We start from the raw sequence: 18,980 nt of genomic DNA, 5'->3' as shown, positions 1-18,980 counted from the left end.
ACTACAGTGCTAATCTCCTACGTGAATCACTCTTTAAAGCATGAATGGCAGCGCGGCTCCGCCGCACTGCCATTCACCCCAGAAATCCGTTGTCAAGCGGGCAATAGGCTTAGAATTTTTGCTACGACTGCCAAGCTTTCCTCATACAGCATGTCTCGTCCCCAGCGCTGTAGCTGCTGGCTGAGCAAAGACTCTGCCCGTTGGTCAGACATCGGAGTTACCTGCTCAGTGCGGCAGGCTTGAGCGCTTCCTCCAGCCTCCATTCGCATACAGCCCGTTGTTTCAGAGCAGAGAATGGTGCAGCAATCAGCATTTAGGTTAGTCGAAGTCAAACGCAGACCAACCATATCACCGGGAATCTCTCCCCAATCAGCCGTAGGAATAGCCGCCAATTCTGCTTCTATCTGCCGACCGTTAGGACCGTTGAACTTGACATGTTTCAAGTCGTAGTCGCCTCCCTCTTCAGTGAAGGCAACGGGTTCCCATTCCAACCGACTGGCAAGCCAACCTAAGAACATCAACGCCTGAGCCGCGTTTCCTTTTTCGTAGTCAATGGTGACTCGATCGACTTCTCCCAGGGCAGCTCGTCGCTCTGGGGGGTCAAATGCAGCAGCCGTGAGTTCTTGCCAGGAAGCAAGCCGATGCCAGTTCAAGTCAGCAATATAGGTTCTTGCTTCAATCAGCTCCTGCATCTTGAGAAATTCGGATTCTGGATCGCTGAAATAACAGGAATCAAGAATGAGGCACTGGCAGGACGTTGACAGCCGTTTGAAAAGTTCCTGCTCAGGATTGGGCGTTGCTTTCCACCAGACAAACTTGGGCAGTTCGGGGATCATCAGAGAAGCAACGAGATCAGTGACCCGTTCCAGTGCTACTTTGGTGCCGCGCAGGGTAATGTACTCACAGCAAATCAGATTGCTAGCGCTACTTTTTTGAATTGGACAGTAGGCAGACACTTGAGCAGTCACACCCTCATCTTCTCCTAGTACCGGGGAGAGAGTAATGATGCGACAAGGGTTTTGAGCAGCGATCGCATCACTAATGCTAAATCCTCTAGCGTTAATATTTGGAATCTCTATCCGCTCGGCAGGCTGCTTGGCAAATTCTTCGCGTAGCCGTGCCAAGGTTTCAGAGTCAACCCGTCCAGTCACCCGTAGCCCATAGATTTTCTGAGCTTCTGTAATTGCAGTTTTGGTGAGTGGTCCATGAATGCCATCAATGGGCCCATCATAAAAGCCAAGAGCTGCCAAGAGCTGCTGAAATTCTTCTGGTTCATAGACGACCATGCTAAACGTAGCGGCACGAGTGGCACCACCACCGCTCTGGCTACGCCAAATTTTGCCAAGCTCTGCCTCAATCTCGTCGAGGGAGATATCCTTCGGTTTTTGTAGGGCGACGATTGGGGTTGTCATTTGTCTCGTTTAGGTTAGTGATGAGTTGTAATAAATTGAAATACTGAACTGGAACTGTTGACAAAAGCAAAATCAGAGATAGAGCCAGTGAGATCAAAATCCTCTAACTTTCCCCCAGCCTCTCACCTAAAGCCTACGCCAGTTTCGCCCGTCCCGGTTCAGCAGCATTTCAGCTTCAACGGGTTCCCAGGTGCCAGCCTCATAAAGGGGAATCACTTCTGCAGGAGCAGGAGCATCCCAGACTTCTAGCAGCGGCGTGAGAATACGCCAGGATGCTTCTACTTCGTCACCCCGAGTAAATAGGGTTTGATCCCCTAACATACAGTCAATCAGCAACCGCCCGTAAGCGTCTGCATTTGCCTGACCAAATGCCGTGTCGTAGCGGAAGTCCATATCGACAGAGCGAGTTCTGAGTGAGTTGCCCGGAGTCTTCACCTCAAACCGCATTGAAATTCCTTCATCAGGTTGAATACGCAGAGCTAGCACGTTGCGATTCACCTGCTTTGAGGCAGACTGAAACATCAGGTAAGGCACCTCCTTGTACTGGATGGCGATTTCAGTTACCTTTTTAGGCATCCGTTTACCCGTTCGCAGGTAGAAAGGCACTCCCTTCCAGCGCCAATTATCAACGTAGAGCTTGAGAGCAGCATAGGTTGGAGTTGTGGATTTAGGATCAGCACCTTCCTCATCGCGATAGCCAGGGACAGATTTTCCTCCCATCCAGCCTGCGGTATATTGCCCTCGAATAGCTGAAAGTTCCAGATTTTCTAAATCTGCCAGGTGGGTCGCTTGCAGCACTTTCACTTTCTCATTGCGAACACTGTCAGCATCGAGAGAGTTAGGAGGCTCCATTGCTGTCAAGCAGAAAAGCTGCATCAGGTGGTTTTGCACCATGTCTCGCAATGCGCCTGCTGATTCGTAGTAGCCTGCTCGTCCTTCTAAGCCAACGGTTTCAGCAACAGTAATTTGGACATGGTCGACAAATTGACGGTTCCACAATGGCTCAAAAATCGCGTTAGCGAAGCGAAAGACCATCAGGTTTTGAACCGTTTCCTTACCTAAATAATGATCAATCCGGTAAATCTGTTCTTCTGAACAAACCTGACGTACCACTCGATTAAGGACCTGAGCCGAACCCAAATCTCGACCAAATGGCTTTTCGATCACCAAACGCTGCTTGTGGGGCTCGCTTAACATCCCTGCATTACCAAGCTGTTGGGCCGCTTCTGCAAAGAACCGGGGCGCGACCGACAGGTAAAAGACCCGATTTCCTCGGGTGCCTCGTTTTTCGTCTAACTCACTTAAAAAGGCTTTGAGCTTCTGATAGCCTGCCGGATTGTCAATGTCAGAGGCACAGTAATACAGCCCTTTGGCAAAGTCTTCCCAGGCTGCCTCTGCGCCGAGTCCACCGCCGAATTGTTCGACCCCTTCTCGAAGATGTTCTCGAAAGAAGTCGTGGCTCCACTCTCGTCGGGCAACTCCTACGATGGTTAACTCGGGGGGTAGCTTACGCTCCAGCTTCATCTGGTAGATAGCAGGAACAAGCTTACGCTGAGTCAAATCGCCAGATGCACCAAAGATCACGAGAATTTGGGGTTCCGGAATCCGGTCTTGCTGTAAGCCAACGCGAAGGGGGTTTTCGAGCAGAGTAACCATAGAAGGAGGGGAAGTAGGAGTTTGGAGATTTGAAGTAGAAGTTTAGAGGCTTGAAGTATGAGTTTTGAATAAAGAGCACTTAGCTCAAGATTCAAAACTCATACCTTAACTAACCTTTCTATGAGACGGGAGCGAGGTGATCGACTTTCTCCTGAAGAGATTTCATCAGGGACTCAAAGGGCTTGACGAATTTGTCGATTCCTTCGGTTAGCAGTTCGTCCATCACTTCGTCGAGGTTGATGTCGATGTCTGGGTCTTTGAGGCTTTCGATCAGGTTGTAAGCTTTGTCAACGTCAGTTTCAATGCGGCTAGCGACATCGCAATGATCTGCACAGGCCTCAATTGTAGCGGGAGGTAGAGTATTGACTGTTTCGGGCCCTACCAATTCGTCTACATACATGACATCGCTGTAGTCGGGATTCTTGGTGCTAGTGCTGGCCCACAGGAGCCGCTGTACTTTTGCGCCCTTGGCGGCTAGTGCCTGCCAGCGATCGCCCCCAAAAATCTTTTTGTATTCCTGGTAAGCAATTTTGGCATTGGCGATCGCCACTTTACCCATAACCTGTCTTAGCTTGGCTTCTTTCTCCAGGCGATCGGTGCCTTCCTTCAGCTTTTGCTCAATCCGCTCGTCGATGTTGATATCAATGCGGCTGAGGAAGAAACTGGCGACGGAGGCAATTTTGCTGATGTCTTCGCCTTTAGCAGCCCGTGCTTCTAGCCCTTCAATGTAAGCCCATGCCGTGTTGATATAGCTTTGAACTGAGAACAGCAGCGTGATGTTGACGTTGATCCCCTCGGCAATAGTGGCTTTTACTGCAGGCAGACCGGACTCAGTGCCGGGGATTTTGATCATCACGTTTTCTTTGCCGATCGCCTCGTAATAGCGCTTGGCTTCACTGGTGGTCATCTCAGAGTCGTGAGCAATTGAAGGCGGCACTTCAATGCTGACGTAGCCATCTAAGCCATTAGACGATTCGTAGACCGGACGCAGGATATCGCAAGCATTACGAATGTCATCAAAAATTAGTGACTCGTAGATCTCTTGCACCGACTTACCCGCCCGGATGCCTGCTTCAATGTCGCCGTCATAGACCGCGTTTCCGGCGATCGCCTTTTCAAAAATTGCTGGGTTAGAGGTAATTCCAGAAATTCCTTTTGTCTCAACGAGCTGCTTCAATTCGCCCGATTGAATCAAGTCACGGCTTAAGTTGTCCATCCAGATACTTTGACCGTACTGCTTGATCTCAAGTAGATGATTTGTTTCTGTCATTACAAATTCGCTCCTAATTAGATTCTTTGTATCAAACGTGATTCACTTACCCAGCGGCTCTGTTCAACGGTTTCCTTCAGTTATCACAATCGAGCAGCAGCCATTTGGTCTTGCTGATCTCTTGCGCGTTCCTGAATGAAAGATTCAACCAGCGCAACGTCTTCCTTGCTGCCAATAAACAGCGGGGTGCGATCGTGAAGCTGCTTGGGGATCACATCCAGAATGTCCTGAGTACCAGTGCTGGCGCGTCCGCCTGCCTGCTCCACTAGAAAAGCTAACGGTGCAGACTCATACAGCAGCCGCAGCTTTCCTTCTGGCTTTTTCACTGTCCCTGGATAGAGAAACACCCCACCCTGAAACAAAATTCGATGAAAATCTCCCACTAGCGCCCCGCCATAGCGAGCTGTATAGCCCTCATGCCGATGCACGTAGCGAATATAATCTCGAATCGACTCATCCCACTGCCAGAAATTGCCCTCGTTCACGCTATAAACAGGGCCGTGCTCAGGAATACGAATGTCTTCACTGGAAAGAATAAATTCGCCCAAACTGGGGTCTAGGGTAAAAGCGTGAACTCCTTTGCCAATGGAGTAGACCAACATGGTGCTGGGACCGAACAGCACATAGCCTGCGGCGATTTGTCCACGTCCATCTTGCAGCAAATCTTGAGCCGTTTCGTCAAGGTCCTCGCCTTCCTGCCTGCGAATCGCAAAAATTGCTCCCACGTTCAGATTGATATCTACGTTGGAAGAACCATCAATCGGGTCATAAAGCAGAGTGTAGCGACCAACGGGACAGTTTTCAGGGATGTAGTAAGGCTTTTCCATCTCTTCAGAGGCTAGACGGCAAACCAAACCGCTCTGCTCAAAGACCGAAATGAAGACCTGATTGGCATAAACGTCCATCTTTTTGACGGACTCTCCCTGCACATTTACCCGTCCAGTAAAACCCAACGCATCTTCAACTAGCCCTGCTCTGGTCAGGCGACGGGCAATTAACTTAGCGGCAAGCGCAACCCGAGTCATCAACGCACTTAAATCCTGAGCTTCGGATGAAAAACTCTGAAGCTGCTGCAAAACGTGACGAGATAGAGTGGTGCAATCGCGATCGAGAGAGCGGTCTTGGGTCGGGGCCTGAGCTAACGGTTGTTCCGCATCAGCCATAAAATTCCTTCCTCCGCGTCTGCATTTGTAGTTCAAGCTGCAATCAGGCAACCAGTTGAATGCCTTCAATATTGCAATGCCTGAGTGCCCTTATCTTCTATCTTAGGAAGGCATCTCTAGAACGGGGCTGAACTTTAGACGAACTATAGAAACTTGGGGGAAAACTTACGGTTTTGCGAGATTGGGCAAGAACTTAAAAGCCTGATCGGATGAAATCTGTGATTTTTAGTAGCAATATCTACCGTTTTGATCGGGGCGAGGGTGTCCACGTCCGTCTCTTACTGCTCCTAATAGGGTAGAGACGACGGCACATCGTTTGATTTTGCCGCCGCTCGTCACAGTAGACAAGGTTAAGCGCCCTAAAATATTTGCGTGACCTTTGTGATTAAATTGAGTTCTGTAAATTCCGCTAGATGGCACGAAGGTTGTGGCGTCCACATCAATTCGTACACCCGTGTTTAAATTCTGCCAGTTTGCTAAGGCTGGAAGCGTTGTAACAGGATGGACAGCCCACTGTACTGTGCCGTTAACGTCTCGAAAGCTAGCCTGCCAACTGACACGATGTCGAATCGCTTCACGCTGCGCTTGACGGATGATTTGGTGAACTTGACTGCGGGCTGCGTTGACCTGGGAAGTGTGATAGAGGGCGAGGCCGGAAGGTGCGGCGATCGCTGCCAAGATTCCCATTATTGCAACCACTACTAAAAGCTCTTGCAAGGTGTGCCCTCTAGTCAGCTTCCGAGTTTGTTTTCTAGAAGCAACAGCTTCAGTTCTTTGCAGGAAACAAAGCGCAGCGCGGCGACCAACTTTCATGACAACACCCTGGTGACTGTAAGACTGCAAGCTTTACTTGCGAATCACCCTCAGCATTCCCATTCATTCTTTTTTGTAACGATGTAATTCCTACGAATCCATGACAATGGATGGCTACAGCTTTGTTAACGCCGCACTAGGGAATCGATACAGAACGCAACAGCCGCTCAACTACCGCTTTTGCCTTGCGTCCCCCGGTTGGGATTAACCGATGCGACAGAACATGAGGCGCGAGAAACTTAACATCATCCGGTATTGCGTAATCTCGGCCCTCCAAAAAAGCCAATGCCTGAGTGGTTCGGTGTAGAGCGACTGCGCCACGCGGACTCACTCCCAGCATGACTTCCTCATCCTGACGAGTTGAGCGCACCAGATCAAGAATGTATTGCTGTAAGTGGGTTTCAACTTTCACTTGAATGCAAAGATGACGAAGGGCTTTCATATCTTCCAGAGAAACGCAAGGCTGCAATTCTTGAGGAGTGACATCATGGCTGAGCCGTTGCAGCATCTGCAATTCTTCAACCTCACTGGGATAGCCCAACGAGAGAGAGATTGCAAAGCGATCCATTTGGGCCTCGGGCAATGGGAAAGTGCCCTGATACTCAATTGGGTTTTGGGTTGCAATCACAAAAAAAGGAGCAGGCACAGCACGAGAAACGCCATCTACTGTTACCTGCTGTTCTTCCATTACCTCTAATAAGGCTGACTGAGTACGGGGCGTTGCCCGATTAATTTCGTCTGCCAGCAGTATATTTGCAAACACTGGCCCTGGCAAAAATTCAAATTCACCGCGACTTGGGTTCCAAATGTTGGTACCTGTCACGTCAGTTGGCAAAAGGTCAGGAGTACATTGAATGCGCTGAAACTTGCCGTCAATTGAGCGAGCCAGAGACTTTGCCAATAGGGTCTTACCGACCCCAGGCACGTCTTCGAGCAGAGCATGTCCTCCCGATAAGAGAGCAACCATCACCAGCCGAATTGCATCCGTTTTTCCAACGATAGTGCGCCCCAGATTTTGCGTTAGTCGCTCGATGCTCTCTCTCATAAACCTGTTAGATACCCTACAATCCAAATTCCATCTATGCCTAACCTAAACGACTACTCTCTGTCCAGGATTTTTGTAATAGGTATTACTTTCGAGGAGATTGTAATTGATCAAACTCCTGAAGAGGCAGCTGGAGCGGCAGCAAGGATAGAGCGAGCGCTTGTGGAATCGGACTGAATTTGTGCCTTTAATTCTTCCAGGGAAGCAAATTTTTGTTCTGGACGCAAAAATTCTGCAAGGCTTACGGTTAACGTTTGCCCATACAGGTCGCCTGACCAGTCCAGCAGGTGGACTTCCACGGTTTGCTGAACTCCGCCTACGGTAGGGCGATGACCGAGATTCATCACACCAGGTAGCGCCTGTGCCAAGTGATTGGATGCAGAAGGGTCAGTCGGTTTAGACAAGTAAACCCAAACGCAGTAGACTCCCTGACGCGGTAAAAACTTCTCAGCAGGAAGTTTTAGGTTAGCTGTAGGAAAACCAATCGTTCTGCCTAGCTGCTGCCCTTCAACGACTTGACCAACCAGGCTGTACGGTCTGCCTAGAAGCTGATTGGCTTTGGCGAGGTTCCCTTCTTGAAGCGCCTGACGAATTGCAGAACTGCTAATTCGCTCCCCCTCCGCAGTGTGAAGGGGAACGACTTGTACCTGAATGTTGAAGGGAGTGGCGATCGCCTGCAAATCTGTTGCTGTTCCTGATCGCTTGCGTCCAAAACAAAAATCCTCCCCCACACTAACCTGCCGAGCCTGCAAATGCTGTACTAGAACCGTTTCAACAAATTGCTCAGGAGTCAAATCAGCCAGCGCTCGATCAAAAGGCAGCAAAACTAGCTGCTCAACCCCTAACTTGCTTAGATAGGATGCCTTTTCGTCCAGAGGAGTGAGCAGAGGACGGCTTTGTCCCGAAAAAAACTCTTGAGGGTGGGGGCGAAAGGTGACGACCGTAGGACGCCCCGTCTCGGGTGCAGCTAAGGCAGCAGACAAGATAGGTTGGATAACCTGCTGGTGCCCTCGGTGCACACCATCAAAATTTCCCAGAGCAACGAGAGTTGGAGATTTAGCTGTAGTCAGAGAAGAAGTGATCCACACGCTTTACATTCTGACATACATCTACTTGTTGCCCAACTTTTGAAGCAATTTTTGAAGCCAAGATGAGGCTTAGATTTGGGCAGAAACTTGCTTTTCGGGTCTAGCGATCGCCCCTGCCTCAATCGAACTATTGCTCGAACCATTGGTATGATGAGCCTCAGAGCCATTTGAATTTGCATTAGCCCCGTCCCCATTTGCATCAGTCGCAACTGCTGGAGGCGTAAGCGACAGCTCTAGACCTTCCCAGGCGACAACGCTATTTGGAAATTGCTCAGCCGTTTGCTCTTTCACCCGATCCATAAAGTCATCGCTATGCAAAGGATCGTGGTGGAAGATTACCAGCTTTTTAACGTTCGCAGCCTTCGCCACTTTGACAGCTTCTTGCCAGGTTGAATGGCCCCAGCCAACCTTACTCGACTTCTCAGAGTAATATTCCTCGTCGGTGTAGGTTGCGTCGTAAATCAAAATGTCGGCTTCGTGCGCCAGCCACAGGACATTCGGATCGAGGCGATCGGGGAAATGTTCAGTATCGGTAACGTAAGCTGCCACACACCCCCGCCAGTTCACTCGATAGCCGACTGCCTCACCGGGGTGATTGAGCAGTGCGTTTTCGACGAGAATATCGTCAATCTGGACGGGCTCGCCCACCGCAATATCGTTAAATTCCAGCTCAGCCCCCATTATTTGCAGCGGCACCGGAAAGTTGGGGTGAAGCATCTGGTCGTTTAACCGCTGCTCAATAGTGGAACCGTTGGGCGCGACTGCTCCATAGATGTGAAAACGATTGCCCCTAATAAAAGCTGGGACGCAGAACGGGAACCCCTGAATGTGATCCCAATGCGAGTGGGTGAAGAACATGTACGCCTCAAGCGGCATTTCTCGGAGAAGGGTTTGCCCTAACACTCGCAGACCCGTTCCGCCGTCAAAAATGAGGCGATGACCACCAACCCGCATTTCTACACAAGACGTGTTGCCGCCATAGCGTACCGTCTCTGCCCCTGGGCAGGCAATGCTTCCTCTCACACCCCAGAAATGAACTGTAAATTGGTCTTGCATGTTAGACATGAGTATCTCTTTCTGGATTCCACCGAGTCTCAAAAGATGAGTTTCGATTCCAAGCGTCCACAACCTTAAATCCTAGTTAACCCAGATCTTGTAGACACTGCCCTGGGAACATAACCTCTGTTGCAGATTGGTAGAAAACTTTACGAAGCACCCACGCCCAAGGTTTCTAAACCAGCAGACAGGTACTTCAACCCGGTCGGACTGCTGCCTACTGCTTCTAGTTTAGACTGTTTTCTCACTATCAATCTTGAGAACTCATAATATCTACCAAATCAATCACCCGATTCAGGGATTTTTGAAAAAATTTAGCTGCCAATCCTTCAAATTTGCTAGTCCTAGCTTACACGTTAAGTTGTACTGGAGTGGTGTGACTGTGATGTAATTTTGACGAATTGCCTGTACATCAGTCATTGTTTGATTTGCCCACTCTAGATTAAGGTCAGGTACACCCGCCATTGTAGTTATCTGATCCGGTTCAGAAATTTCTTCGATTAGCTCTCCAGCCAGCCAGTAATAGGTTTTGCCTCTAGGATCGATCCGCTTTTCAAACGTATCGAAATAGCGGCGGATTCCTTGACGAGTCAGTGCAACCCCGATAATGTCTTGCTGACGAACTGCTGGAATATTGACATTGAGCAGCATAGCGGAAGGCAAGGGTTGTCTGGAGATGCGATCGACTAGGGTTTGAGCAAAATTCGCAGCAGGCTGAAAGTCTTGAGTAGAAGAACTAGCTAGACTAAAAGCGATGCTGGGAATCCCCTCTATCAGTCCTTCCATTGCAGCGGAGACTGTACCGGAATAAAGCACATCCGTTCCTAAGTTAGAGCCATGATTGATCCCTGACAAAACGATCTCAGGGGGGCTATCCATTAGTCCTCCCAGGGCTAGCTTGACGCAGTCAGAGGGGGTGCCCGAACAAGCCCAGGCTCTCACGGTTGGGTGAAAAATTGAATCGATTGCCTCTACCCGAATGGGGTCATGAATGGTCAAGCCGTGCCCAGTGGCTGAGCGTTCGCGATCGGGACAAACGACTGTAACTTGATGCCCAGCGGCTGCTAGGGTATTTGCGAGGGTACGAATGCCTTGGGCAAAGATGCCGTCGTCATTACTAATCAGCAGGTTCATGCAGTCACTTGTGATAATTAAAGAGATAGACTGAGGTATGCTGGCATCGTATCCCAGCCCTTGTCCGCATGACTATTTTGACGATTACCTTAGGCCACTACGAGCATGACCACACAGCTTAGCGAGCTTGAGTCTCAACTAGCAACTTTGCGCCAAGAAGCTCAGCAGGCGATCGCCACTGCCGAAACCCTGGAGCAACTTGAGCCACTGCGGATTAAATATCTGGGCAAAAAGGGACAGCTTCCTCAGGTATTGGGCAATATGGGCAGACTGGATGCGGCGGAGCGTCCCCGCATTGGGGCTCTGGCGAACGAAGTCAAGGAAGCGCTGCAAGCAGCCCTTGAGCAGAGACGGACAGCCCTGCAAGCAGCTCAAATTGAAGCCCAACTGGAAACTGAAACCCTGGATGTAACGATGCCAGGGATGTATATACCGCAGGGACATATCCATCCCTTGACTAGTACGATTGAGCGATCGCTAGATGTGCTGGTGGGTTTGGGCTATACCGTAGCCCAAGGCCCGGAAATGGAAACCGACTACTATAACTTTGAAGCGCTGAACACTCCTGCTGACCATCCTGCCCGTGACATGCAGGATACCTTTTACCTACCCGATGGCAATCTGCTACGAACCCATACCTCATCGGTGCAAATTCGCTATATGGAAGCCAATGATCCGCCCATTCGGGTGGCGGCTCCGGGGCGTGTTTATCGGCGAGATACGGTTGATGCCACTCATTCTGCCGTGTTTCATCAGCTCGAGATTTTGGCTGTTGACGAAGGGCTAACTTTCACTGACCTGAAGGGCACGATCAAAATCTTCCTGGAGTCGATGTTTGGTGATGTAGAGATTCGCTTTCGCCCTAGCTTTTTCCCATTCACAGAGCCATCTGCTGAGGTGGACGTGCGGTGGCGGGGTCGCTGGCTAGAGGTGTTGGGCTGCGGCATGGTCGACCCAAACGTGCTGAAGGCTGTGGGCTACGACCCCGAAGTTTATACAGGGTTTGCGGCAGGCTTTGGCGTTGAGCGGTTTGCAATGGTGCTGCACCAGTTAGATGACATTCGCCGTCTGTACACCAGCGACCTGAGATTTTTGCGACAGTTCTAGGGCGACAGTTCTAGGGCGCAGTTTGCAGGTGCGTTTGGAGGAATTGGGTGGCAGCTTGAGCATCTAGGGGTGGACTGAGCCAATAGCCTTGCATCTCCTGACAGTGGAGCGATCGCAAGCAGTTCATCTGGCTCTCAGTCTCCACCCCTTCTGCCACGACTGACAGCTTGAGTCCTTGCCCTAACGCAATGATCGCCGTGATGATGGCGACATCCTCAGAATTGTCTGTCAGATCTTGAATGAAAGAGCGAGCGATCTTAAGCGTATCGAGCGGAAATTTCTTCAGGTAGCTAAGCGACGAATAGCCTGTGCCGAAATCATCCATTGAGATGCGAACTCCCATTGCCCTCAGCTCATGCAGCATACCGATACTGAAGTCGATATTTCCCATAGCTGCAGTTTCAGTAATTTCTAGCTCAAGCAGTGCAGGACTGAGTTCGCTAGTCTGGAGAACCTGCATGATTTTCTCTGTCAGTTGAGGCTGTTGAAACTGGCGCACCGAAAGGTTAACAGCCATCCGAACTGGGGGTAAATTCATTGTCTGCCAAATTTTGCACTGAGCACAGGCAACTTGCAGCACCCATTCTCCAATCGGAATAATCAAGCCATTTTCTTCTGCCAAGCCAATAAATTTTTGAGGAGGAATAATGCCTAAATCCGGATGCTGCCACCGCAGCAGCGCTTCCATTTGGGTGATTTGGCCTGTGTAGACATTGATCTGAGGCTGGTAGTAGATGACAAACTCTTGCCGCTCAAGCGCACGATGCAGGCTGTTGTCTAGAATCAGCAGCTCAGACACCTCAGAGCTAATTGCCGCCGTATAAAACTGGTAATTGTTGCGTCCCTGATCTTTGGCGCGATAAAGCGCAGCATCCGCATTTTTGAGCAGCGATTGGGCATCTGTACCATCTTGGGGAGAAATCGCAATGCCAATACTGCTAGTCACATAAAGTTCGTGTCCTTCCAGGTTAAAAGCTGGCTGCATCACCTCAAGAATGCGCTGAGCAATCTGAGCAGCATCTTCAGCACAGGTCACTTGGGGCAACAGCAGAGTGAACTCATCACCTCCCCACCGGGCAACAATATCGCTTTCCCTGATACAACTAATCAAACGCTGGGAAGAGTTTTGGAGAAGCTGGTCACCGATCGCGTGTCCCAGGGTGTCATTGATGGTTTTGAACCGATCTAGATCGAGAAACATCACCGCAATCATGCTTTGATGCAGTTGTGCCTGAGCAATCGCTTGCTCCAGGCGATCGCCAAATAAAATGCGATTGGGCAAGCCCGTCAGCAAGTCATGAAACGCTTGATAGCGAATCATATCTTCTGTCCAACGGCGCTGTAAAACGGCTCCGATGCTGGCAGCGATCGCCATCAAAATCGACTCTTCATTCTTTGACCACTCCCGCTCTGAGTGGCAATCATCTAGCCCGATGTAGCCCCAAAACTTTTCCTCCACAAAGATCGGCACTATCAGCATAGACAGAATCTTCTCCCGGCTCAGCAGCTTTTGCTCTGCTGGGGGGAGAAAGCGGACAACTCCAGCGATCGACTGACCCGCTGCCAGGGTTCGATACCATCGACCTAGCCCAGAACTGATGTAGGGCAAATTTTGCCAGCGCGACTGATGCAAAATTGGAGGAATCTCTGGGCGAGTCCACTCAAATCGAGTACTTATCGCAGTTTCACCCGTTTGAGGATGAGCATGATTCTCAAAAATATAAACCCGGTCAACCTGAGCCGCAGTGCCCAAAGCGGTAAGAGATTGGGCGATCGCCTGTTCGCAGTCTGAGTTGGTCAGCAGATAATGCGTTGCATCTGCAACACCTTGAAGCAAACTATCGCGCCGATGCAGCGCAACCTCAGCCCGTTTGCGCTCAGTAATATCCTCTACGGTGCCTTCACAGCCCAGCAGTTGTCCCTCCGCATCTCGAATCGCCCGAGCGTTTTCTAAGATCCAGATTTTGTTGCCGTCTCGCCGATATATTTCAGATTCAAACCCGCGCACGACATCCTGTTCTTGCAACAACCGGATAAATTCAGTGCGGCGATCGGGATTGACATAGAGTTGATGCTGAATATCCGTGAGGCTGTCGATTAACTGCTCCACCGAGTCATAACCGTAGATCCGAGTCAGCATTGGGTTAACTGTCAGGTACCTACCATCAATCGAAGATTGAAAAATTCCTTCAACGGCATTTTCAAAAATACTGCGATATTTTTGCTCAGCCTGTTTCAATGCCTCCTCAACTCTGCAACGCTCAGTGATGTCTTCGATCGTTCCCAGTAGCCCGATCACCTCACCTGCCGCATTGCGAATTGGAATTTTGTTAATCTCCTGCCAAATTTGCTGCCCGTCCAGACCAATTTCAGATTCAACCAGACGCAATATTGGAATGCCTGTTTCTATCACCTGACGGTCTTGCTCAATGTAGCTTACTGCTGCTTCCGCCAGGTGGGGCAAATCATAATCCGTTAAACCCACAATATCTTTAGGGTCGCTGAAGCTCCGAGACTCAGCCCACTTACGGTTACAACCCTGATAAACAGAGTTTCGGTCTTTCCAGAAAATTTTTGGAAAAATATTGTCTAACAGCAGACGTAGAAATTCTTCTTTCTCTTGAAGATTCTTTTCGGTTTGCTTGAGCTGCATCAACATTCCTAGAGGAGCCGCGATCGCCCGGACCAGCTTCACTAACTGCCAGTCTTCCTGCCGAGAATCTTGCATAAAAAACACCAGCACAGCAAGAACTCGTCCATCTGCAACGACTGGAATTCCTAAACCTGACCTTAAGCCAGCGGCGATCGCCAACTCCACCCGTGGAAAAGCAGTTTCAGTCTGCCAGGAAACATCAGAATCCCACTCTGGCTGCTGGCTACTCCAAACCCGACCTGGTAACCCAACTGTGAGTGGAAAAGTCAGCGTTTCACTAAACTCCCGAAACTGGAGGATTGCCTGAGACGTGCTGCTGCTATGCCAAATTGGGCTACAGGTCAGCACCTCTGCTTTAACATCAGGAATCCAGGCTTCTGCAAAGGCCCAATCTGTGAGCCGACAAACCTGCTGCAAAACAACTTCGAGTGCTGTTTCAAAATCGGGAGAAGCCCCAATCGAAAGCGTTAATGTTTGCAGCAAATGGGCAGTCGTAGCACCCAGATCAATCGTTCGCCTCCTTTCTTTCGCGGTCATTATCTCAACAATGAATTAGTGGCAAGGTAAGCACGAAATAGCCAAATCGATCTAACGAGAACCGTTTGGTATGGGGAAACAATATGAATCTCAGTAGGTGAATATCAGGAAATGAAGGAAGTGAATAAGTAAGGAGGATAGAGTGCAACAGATGTAACTTAAAGCGCTCAACCTACCCAATTTAGAGTTATAAAAGACTTCCCAGCCTCCTAAAGGTAGGTCTAGATAGAAAAGGACTATAAGCTCAATGTGTTGCTCTGATAGATTGCCCAGATACACGTCTAGACAAAACTGGCACAGCACAGAGCCCTTCTCCGAATCCGGACTATTCAGAAAATAATATTTCTAAAAAGTACTCTTAAAAGTACTCCACGGACACAAACAACTCCTAACGCTGTAGGGCCCATTTGAATACAGCATTTTCTGCCTCTCTTCCAGAAAATCTCTGAACGAGGACTGTTTTGAACTGTTTAGAGGGAGTTAGAGCCACTGCCGCTTCGAATATTGCCCAAATATTTCGCTAGATAGGGCGAAAAAACTTCATAAATTAGCGTTAGTGGCTGCCCGTGATGCCAAAACAGGTAGTAACGACCCCAAAAAGGACCTTTCTGCTCAAAAGCGAGTTCTAGAGCCGTTGAGTAACCATAATGAATTCCCTGCACATCGCGATGTAGCTCTGTTCGCAGGCGAGTTAGGCTTGCCCAAATGGGTAGCGATCGATTTTGCAAATATTCATCTACGTGGCTTGCTTCCCACCAGGAAGTGGCATAGGCTAACCGCTGCCCAGATGCCGTTCGTAGCCAAACCTGACGGCGCAAGCGTGGACCCGGAACTCTTTGAATTAAGTCAGGGGCCTGATCTAAGTCGTTGCCAATCAGAGACATGTCAATCACGTCTACCTCGGTTGGCTCACCCGTCAATAACTGTAGGTGCCGAGTTGGTGAACCGTCACCCAAAAGCAACATTTGCCAGGCGGGTGCCAGTTGTTCATGGGGAAGTCCTCGCTGCACGACCACTTCATCTCCTTGCCATGAAGAGTCGAGCTTGTGCCACGCGGTAGAAACCGCTGTACCTCTGGTCGGTTGAAAGGCTTGAGTCAATTTTGTTTACAAAACTTTATCTTCCTATTCATCATAAATCCTCTCGCGGAGAACTTACAGATCGAAATCACAATCCGATGATCTAGCTTCCCAGTTTGCTGGCCCTGATCTTCGGAGACGTATTGAAAGTTTTGGTAATGCGGATGGCGAGACTCGAACTCGCAAGGCAAAGCCACACGCCCCTCAAACGTGCGCGTATACCAATTCCGCCACATCCGCAGGTCTGAATACCACAAGCTAACTTTCCGAATTGCTTTGACAAGCTAGCTACCGGTTCCAGCTTCTAAGCATAAACCATAAAGCTACCTCTTGTATATCGTGTCTCGCATCTATTGCTCATATTGCTCAAAAAAGTCTTTTCCGCCTTGCGATAGCTTTGGCAATAGCTGCTGAAAAGCTAGCCCCCTGTGGCTGATCGCGTGTTTGGTTTGAGGCGGCATCTCGGCAAAGGTCATTTGCTGCCCTGGCACGTAAAAGATTGGGTCGTAGCCAAACCCGCCCGTGCCACGAGGGGCATGAAGAATTTCTCCGGGACAAATGCCTTCGGTTTGCACGGCAATTGAGCCATCAGGACGGGCGATCGCCACTACACAAATAAACTGAGCCTGTCGACTTTGCGTATCCCCTAATTCAGATAACAATCGCTCAATCCGATCGGAGTCAGAGTTGCCATAGCGAGCAGAATATAACCCCGGTGCGCCATTCAAAGCATCGACCGCTAAACCAGAATCGTCGGCGATCGCCCATTCTCCCACCGCCTTTGCAACTTGTGATGCTTTCAGACAGGCATTTTCAGCAAATGTCTCCCCCGTTTCTTCGATGTCTAATTCTGCTGGCTTTAGGACTAGCTCCAAATCGAGCCTAGTCAGGTATGCCTGCATTTCCTTGAGCTTGCCAGGATTACCCGTCGCTACAACTAGTCGTGCCATAAACCTACAAAATTTTTGAATGAAGGTTGGGTGTGGGTCACTGGTCATCAGTCCTAGGTGCTCGGTTATATTCCAGCCCTACACACAACCAGCGACGAATGACAGCTTATAAAATGTATCTCACCCCACCCTAAAAGCCTATATTCTCACCATGCTTTTCCATCTCGGTGAAGTGTGATTAAAATGACAGCATATTCTTGGCTCTACCTATGGCAAACGTTACAACTCCTCTGGTACTTAGAATCACCCGTCCAACTGTGTTAAAACGCCGCATTGCTCCGTTGGATCAGCTTACGGTTGGTGAGACGGTTGACAAGGGACCCTGCCGAATTCCACTGGAATCTTACGCGGAGTCTGTACCAGGGGAAAACCTGCAAAATCACTTCAAAATCTTTCTCGCAGGTCCATACAAAGGTTCTAGCGTTTGGTACGTGCCGAAGGAGCATTCCTTGATCGAAGGAACTGAGAATAGTCCTGCTCCGGTGCCTGAAAAGCAACCCCTGGTGCTTAGAATTACTAAACCGACCTTGTTAAAGCGGCGTCCAGTGCCCGCAGAAGCGCTAGCTGCCAACGAAAAAGTTGCCAAACCACCCTGTCGAATTTTCTTACACTCTTACGCCTACGAGGTGCCGGGGGAGAACCTTCAGGGACATATCAAGGTTTGCTTTGAAGGTCCAATTTTGAACAATGCTAGCGTCTGGTATGTCTACAAAGGGCATTGTTTGATTGAAGGGGTTGAGCCACCCCAACCTCCCCCACCAACTTCTGGCACTTCTGGCAAAATCAACCGGGCTGGGTTGGACATGATTAAGCATTTTGAGGGGTTCAGACCCCAAGCTTATATTTGTCCGGCGGGAGTACCGACGATTGGCTATGGGTCTACGCTGGGAGTGAGAATGGGCGATCGCATCACCCAACAAGGCGGCGAAGACCTATTGCAGCGCGATCTAGTCCGGTTTGAGAAGGCAGTCAGTGACATGGTCAAAGTGCCTCTTACATCAAACCAATTCAGTGCTTTGGTTTGCTTTGCTTTCAACGTAGGCATTGGCGCATTTCAGCGATCGACTCTGCTCAAGCTGCTTAACCAACGCAACTATCAGGGCGCAGCGGATCAACTGCTGCTTTGGAATAAAGGCGGTGGTAGGATACTGCAAGGATTGGTGCGGCGCAGAGAGGCGGAGCGTGCCCTATTTTTGAAGAGAAATTGAAGGCATAGAAAGAGTACGTCAGCCGCCAAACTAACAGGGGAGAATATCGTCTAGCCGTAGCTGAAGATTGGGTAAAAGGGGAGAGTGAATAAGTTGACCGAGGCGATATTGCGTCTGCTGGTACTCTTCACCGATGAGCTGACAAACCGTGAAGGTGGGTTGCTTGGGCTTGCCAATGAACGCAACACCACCTATACCGTGATAGTCTACAATCCAATATTCAGGAATTCCTAGAAGCGCGTACTCTTCAACTTTTCGGGCATAATCCGTTTCCCAGTTTGTGCTGACGATTTCGACGACGAGCTTGATCGAGCGCCCTAGCGTAATCACAGGTTCTTGTTCCCAGAGAGGCTCACTAGTCAGAACAGCTTCGTCAAGCACCACAATGTCGGGGCGACGAGCAGTGGCGATATCGGAAAAAGGGCAAATCAGGCAAGTACGAGGAATGAACCAGGGAAATTGTGCAGCTGTGATAGCGATGCCAATTTGGGTTGCTAGTTTACCGCCAACGGTTTCGTGAGGACCAGTTGGTTCCATGTCGATTAATTCTCCGTCAGCGAGTTCGTAGCGAGGGTTGTCGCCATATTGAGCGAGAAAGTCCTCAAACGTAATCGTTTTGGAGGAGGTGTAAGCCATGTGAAACCCCTGCAATCAGTAAAATTCTGTAGAGTGCGTTTTAGCGCCAGCGTAACCCACTAGACCTCCTGCATGAATAGCAAAGGGATGTGACAGTTGAGGATCGCAGCGAAGCGAGATAGTTTCTATCTAGAAGCTATCGTCAGAAGCAGATATGCGATATACAGAATTGG

At 49.6% G+C, this 18,980-nt stretch carries 15 protein-coding genes and 1 tRNA gene; 2 read left to right on the top strand and 14 right to left on the bottom strand.

Annotation, left to right across the window (positions count from 1 at the left end):
* Positions 1-92 precede the first annotated feature (92 nt).
* The 9 genes from opcA to surE form a co-directional block, all read right to left on the bottom strand.
* Positions 93-1,412 carry a glucose-6-phosphate dehydrogenase assembly protein OpcA gene (gene opcA / locus H6F93_RS32265; RefSeq protein ID WP_190690180.1) on the bottom strand — a complete coding sequence of 440 codons (1,320 nt, stop codon included), beginning with the start codon at positions 1,410-1,412 and terminating at the stop codon, positions 93-95.
* Positions 1,413-1,538: 126 nt separating this feature from the next.
* Positions 1,539-3,068, bottom strand: coding sequence for a glucose-6-phosphate dehydrogenase (gene zwf / locus H6F93_RS32260; RefSeq protein WP_190646154.1), 1,530 nt, complete (start codon positions 3,066-3,068; stop codon positions 1,539-1,541).
* Between the two features lie 118 nt (positions 3,069-3,186).
* Positions 3,187-4,338, bottom strand: coding sequence for a transaldolase (tal, locus tag H6F93_RS32255; protein ID WP_190646153.1), 1,152 nt, complete (start codon positions 4,336-4,338; stop codon positions 3,187-3,189).
* An 83-nt stretch (positions 4,339-4,421) separates the two neighbouring features.
* Complete coding sequence (gene fbp / locus H6F93_RS32250; protein WP_190646152.1) at positions 4,422-5,501, bottom strand: class 1 fructose-bisphosphatase; 1,080 nt, start codon at positions 5,499-5,501, stop codon at positions 4,422-4,424.
* Between the two features lie 225 nt (positions 5,502-5,726).
* Positions 5,727-6,314 (bottom strand): pilus assembly FimT family protein, encoded by a 588-nt coding sequence (locus H6F93_RS32245; RefSeq protein ID WP_190690178.1) that lies wholly within the window; start codon positions 6,312-6,314, stop codon positions 5,727-5,729.
* Positions 6,315-6,450: 136 nt separating this feature from the next.
* On the bottom strand, positions 6,451-7,359 hold the full coding sequence (locus H6F93_RS32240) for an AAA family ATPase (protein WP_190646150.1): 909 nt from the start codon (positions 7,357-7,359) through the stop codon (positions 6,451-6,453).
* Positions 7,360-7,469: 110 nt separating this feature from the next.
* Complete coding sequence (locus tag H6F93_RS32235) at positions 7,470-8,447, bottom strand: bifunctional riboflavin kinase/FAD synthetase (protein ID WP_190646149.1); 978 nt, start codon at positions 8,445-8,447, stop codon at positions 7,470-7,472.
* Between the two features lie 69 nt (positions 8,448-8,516).
* Positions 8,517-9,512 (bottom strand): MBL fold metallo-hydrolase, encoded by a 996-nt coding sequence (locus H6F93_RS32230; RefSeq protein WP_190690176.1) that lies wholly within the window; start codon positions 9,510-9,512, stop codon positions 8,517-8,519.
* Between the two features lie 285 nt (positions 9,513-9,797).
* The gene (gene surE, locus H6F93_RS32225; protein ID WP_190646147.1) at positions 9,798-10,637 is read right to left on the bottom strand and encodes a 5'/3'-nucleotidase SurE; all 840 of its coding nucleotides are present in this window, start codon (positions 10,635-10,637) and stop codon (positions 9,798-9,800) included.
* A gap of 105 nt (positions 10,638-10,742) precedes the next feature.
* Here surE and pheS point away from each other — a divergent pair, with 105 nt between their 5' ends.
* Complete coding sequence (gene pheS / locus H6F93_RS32220; RefSeq protein WP_190690174.1) at positions 10,743-11,744, top strand: phenylalanine--tRNA ligase subunit alpha; 1,002 nt, start codon at positions 10,743-10,745, stop codon at positions 11,742-11,744.
* 10 nt (positions 11,745-11,754) lie between these two features.
* Here the strand turns inward: pheS and H6F93_RS32215 are convergent, their stop codons facing one another.
* The 4 genes from H6F93_RS32215 to rdgB all read right to left on the bottom strand — a co-directional run bounded on the left by H6F93_RS32215 (position 11,755) and on the right by rdgB (position 16,963).
* Complete coding sequence (locus tag H6F93_RS32215) at positions 11,755-14,934, bottom strand: EAL domain-containing protein (protein ID WP_190690171.1); 3,180 nt, start codon at positions 14,932-14,934, stop codon at positions 11,755-11,757.
* Positions 14,935-15,404: 470 nt separating this feature from the next.
* Positions 15,405-16,034 (bottom strand): chorismate lyase, encoded by a 630-nt coding sequence (locus H6F93_RS32210; RefSeq protein ID WP_190646144.1) that lies wholly within the window; start codon positions 16,032-16,034, stop codon positions 15,405-15,407.
* A gap of 138 nt (positions 16,035-16,172) precedes the next feature.
* Positions 16,173-16,253, bottom strand: a tRNA-Leu gene (locus H6F93_RS32205).
* A 110-nt stretch (positions 16,254-16,363) separates the two neighbouring features.
* Positions 16,364-16,963, bottom strand: a complete 600-nt coding sequence (gene rdgB, locus H6F93_RS32200) for an RdgB/HAM1 family non-canonical purine NTP pyrophosphatase (protein WP_190690168.1) — start codon at positions 16,961-16,963, stop codon at positions 16,364-16,366.
* 209 nt (positions 16,964-17,172) lie between these two features.
* Here rdgB and H6F93_RS33600 point away from each other — a divergent pair, with 209 nt between their 5' ends.
* Positions 17,173-18,171: a lysozyme gene (locus H6F93_RS33600; RefSeq protein WP_199314285.1), complete on the top strand. Its 999-nt coding sequence runs from the start codon at positions 17,173-17,175 to the stop codon at positions 18,169-18,171.
* 30 nt (positions 18,172-18,201) lie between these two features.
* On the opposite strand, the gene H6F93_RS32190 is transcribed toward H6F93_RS33600, so the two are convergent.
* Positions 18,202-18,807 carry a Uma2 family endonuclease gene (locus H6F93_RS32190; protein WP_190690165.1) on the bottom strand — a complete coding sequence of 202 codons (606 nt, stop codon included), beginning with the start codon at positions 18,805-18,807 and terminating at the stop codon, positions 18,202-18,204.
* Positions 18,808-18,980: the final 173 nt, after the last annotated feature.

This window comes from Leptolyngbya sp. FACHB-671 (assembly GCF_014695745.1).
Lineage (GTDB): Bacteria > Cyanobacteriota > Cyanobacteriia > Elainellales > Elainellaceae > JAAUTN01.
Note: the sequence above shows the minus strand (reverse complement) of the source record. Positions and strands in the feature narration are given on the sequence as shown.

Coding starts and splice junctions, on each gene's coding strand:
- H6F93_RS32190 (WP_190690165.1), bottom strand. CDS start 18,807: ATGGCTTACACCTCCTCCAAAACGATTACGTTTGAGGACTTTCTCGCT.
- rdgB (WP_190690168.1), bottom strand. CDS start 16,963: ATGGCACGACTAGTTGTAGCGACGGGTAATCCTGGCAAGCTCAAGGAA.
- fbp (WP_190646152.1), bottom strand. CDS start 5,501: ATGGCTGATGCGGAACAACCGTTAGCTCAGGCCCCGACCCAAGACCGC.
- pheS (WP_190690174.1), top strand. CDS start 10,743: ATGACCACACAGCTTAGCGAGCTTGAGTCTCAACTAGCAACTTTGCGC.
- H6F93_RS33600 (WP_199314285.1), top strand. CDS start 17,173: ATGGCAAACGTTACAACTCCTCTGGTACTTAGAATCACCCGTCCAACT.
- surE (WP_190646147.1), bottom strand. CDS start 10,637: ATGAACCTGCTGATTAGTAATGACGACGGCATCTTTGCCCAAGGCATT.
- H6F93_RS32215 (WP_190690171.1), bottom strand. CDS start 14,934: ATGACCGCGAAAGAAAGGAGGCGAACGATTGATCTGGGTGCTACGACT.
- H6F93_RS32240 (WP_190646150.1), bottom strand. CDS start 7,359: ATGAGAGAGAGCATCGAGCGACTAACGCAAAATCTGGGGCGCACTATC.
- tal (WP_190646153.1), bottom strand. CDS start 4,338: ATGACAGAAACAAATCATCTACTTGAGATCAAGCAGTACGGTCAAAGT.
- opcA (WP_190690180.1), bottom strand. CDS start 1,412: ATGACAACCCCAATCGTCGCCCTACAAAAACCGAAGGATATCTCCCTC.
- zwf (WP_190646154.1), bottom strand. CDS start 3,068: ATGGTTACTCTGCTCGAAAACCCCCTTCGCGTTGGCTTACAGCAAGAC.
- H6F93_RS32230 (WP_190690176.1), bottom strand. CDS start 9,512: ATGTCTAACATGCAAGACCAATTTACAGTTCATTTCTGGGGTGTGAGA.
- H6F93_RS32245 (WP_190690178.1), bottom strand. CDS start 6,314: ATGAAAGTTGGTCGCCGCGCTGCGCTTTGTTTCCTGCAAAGAACTGAA.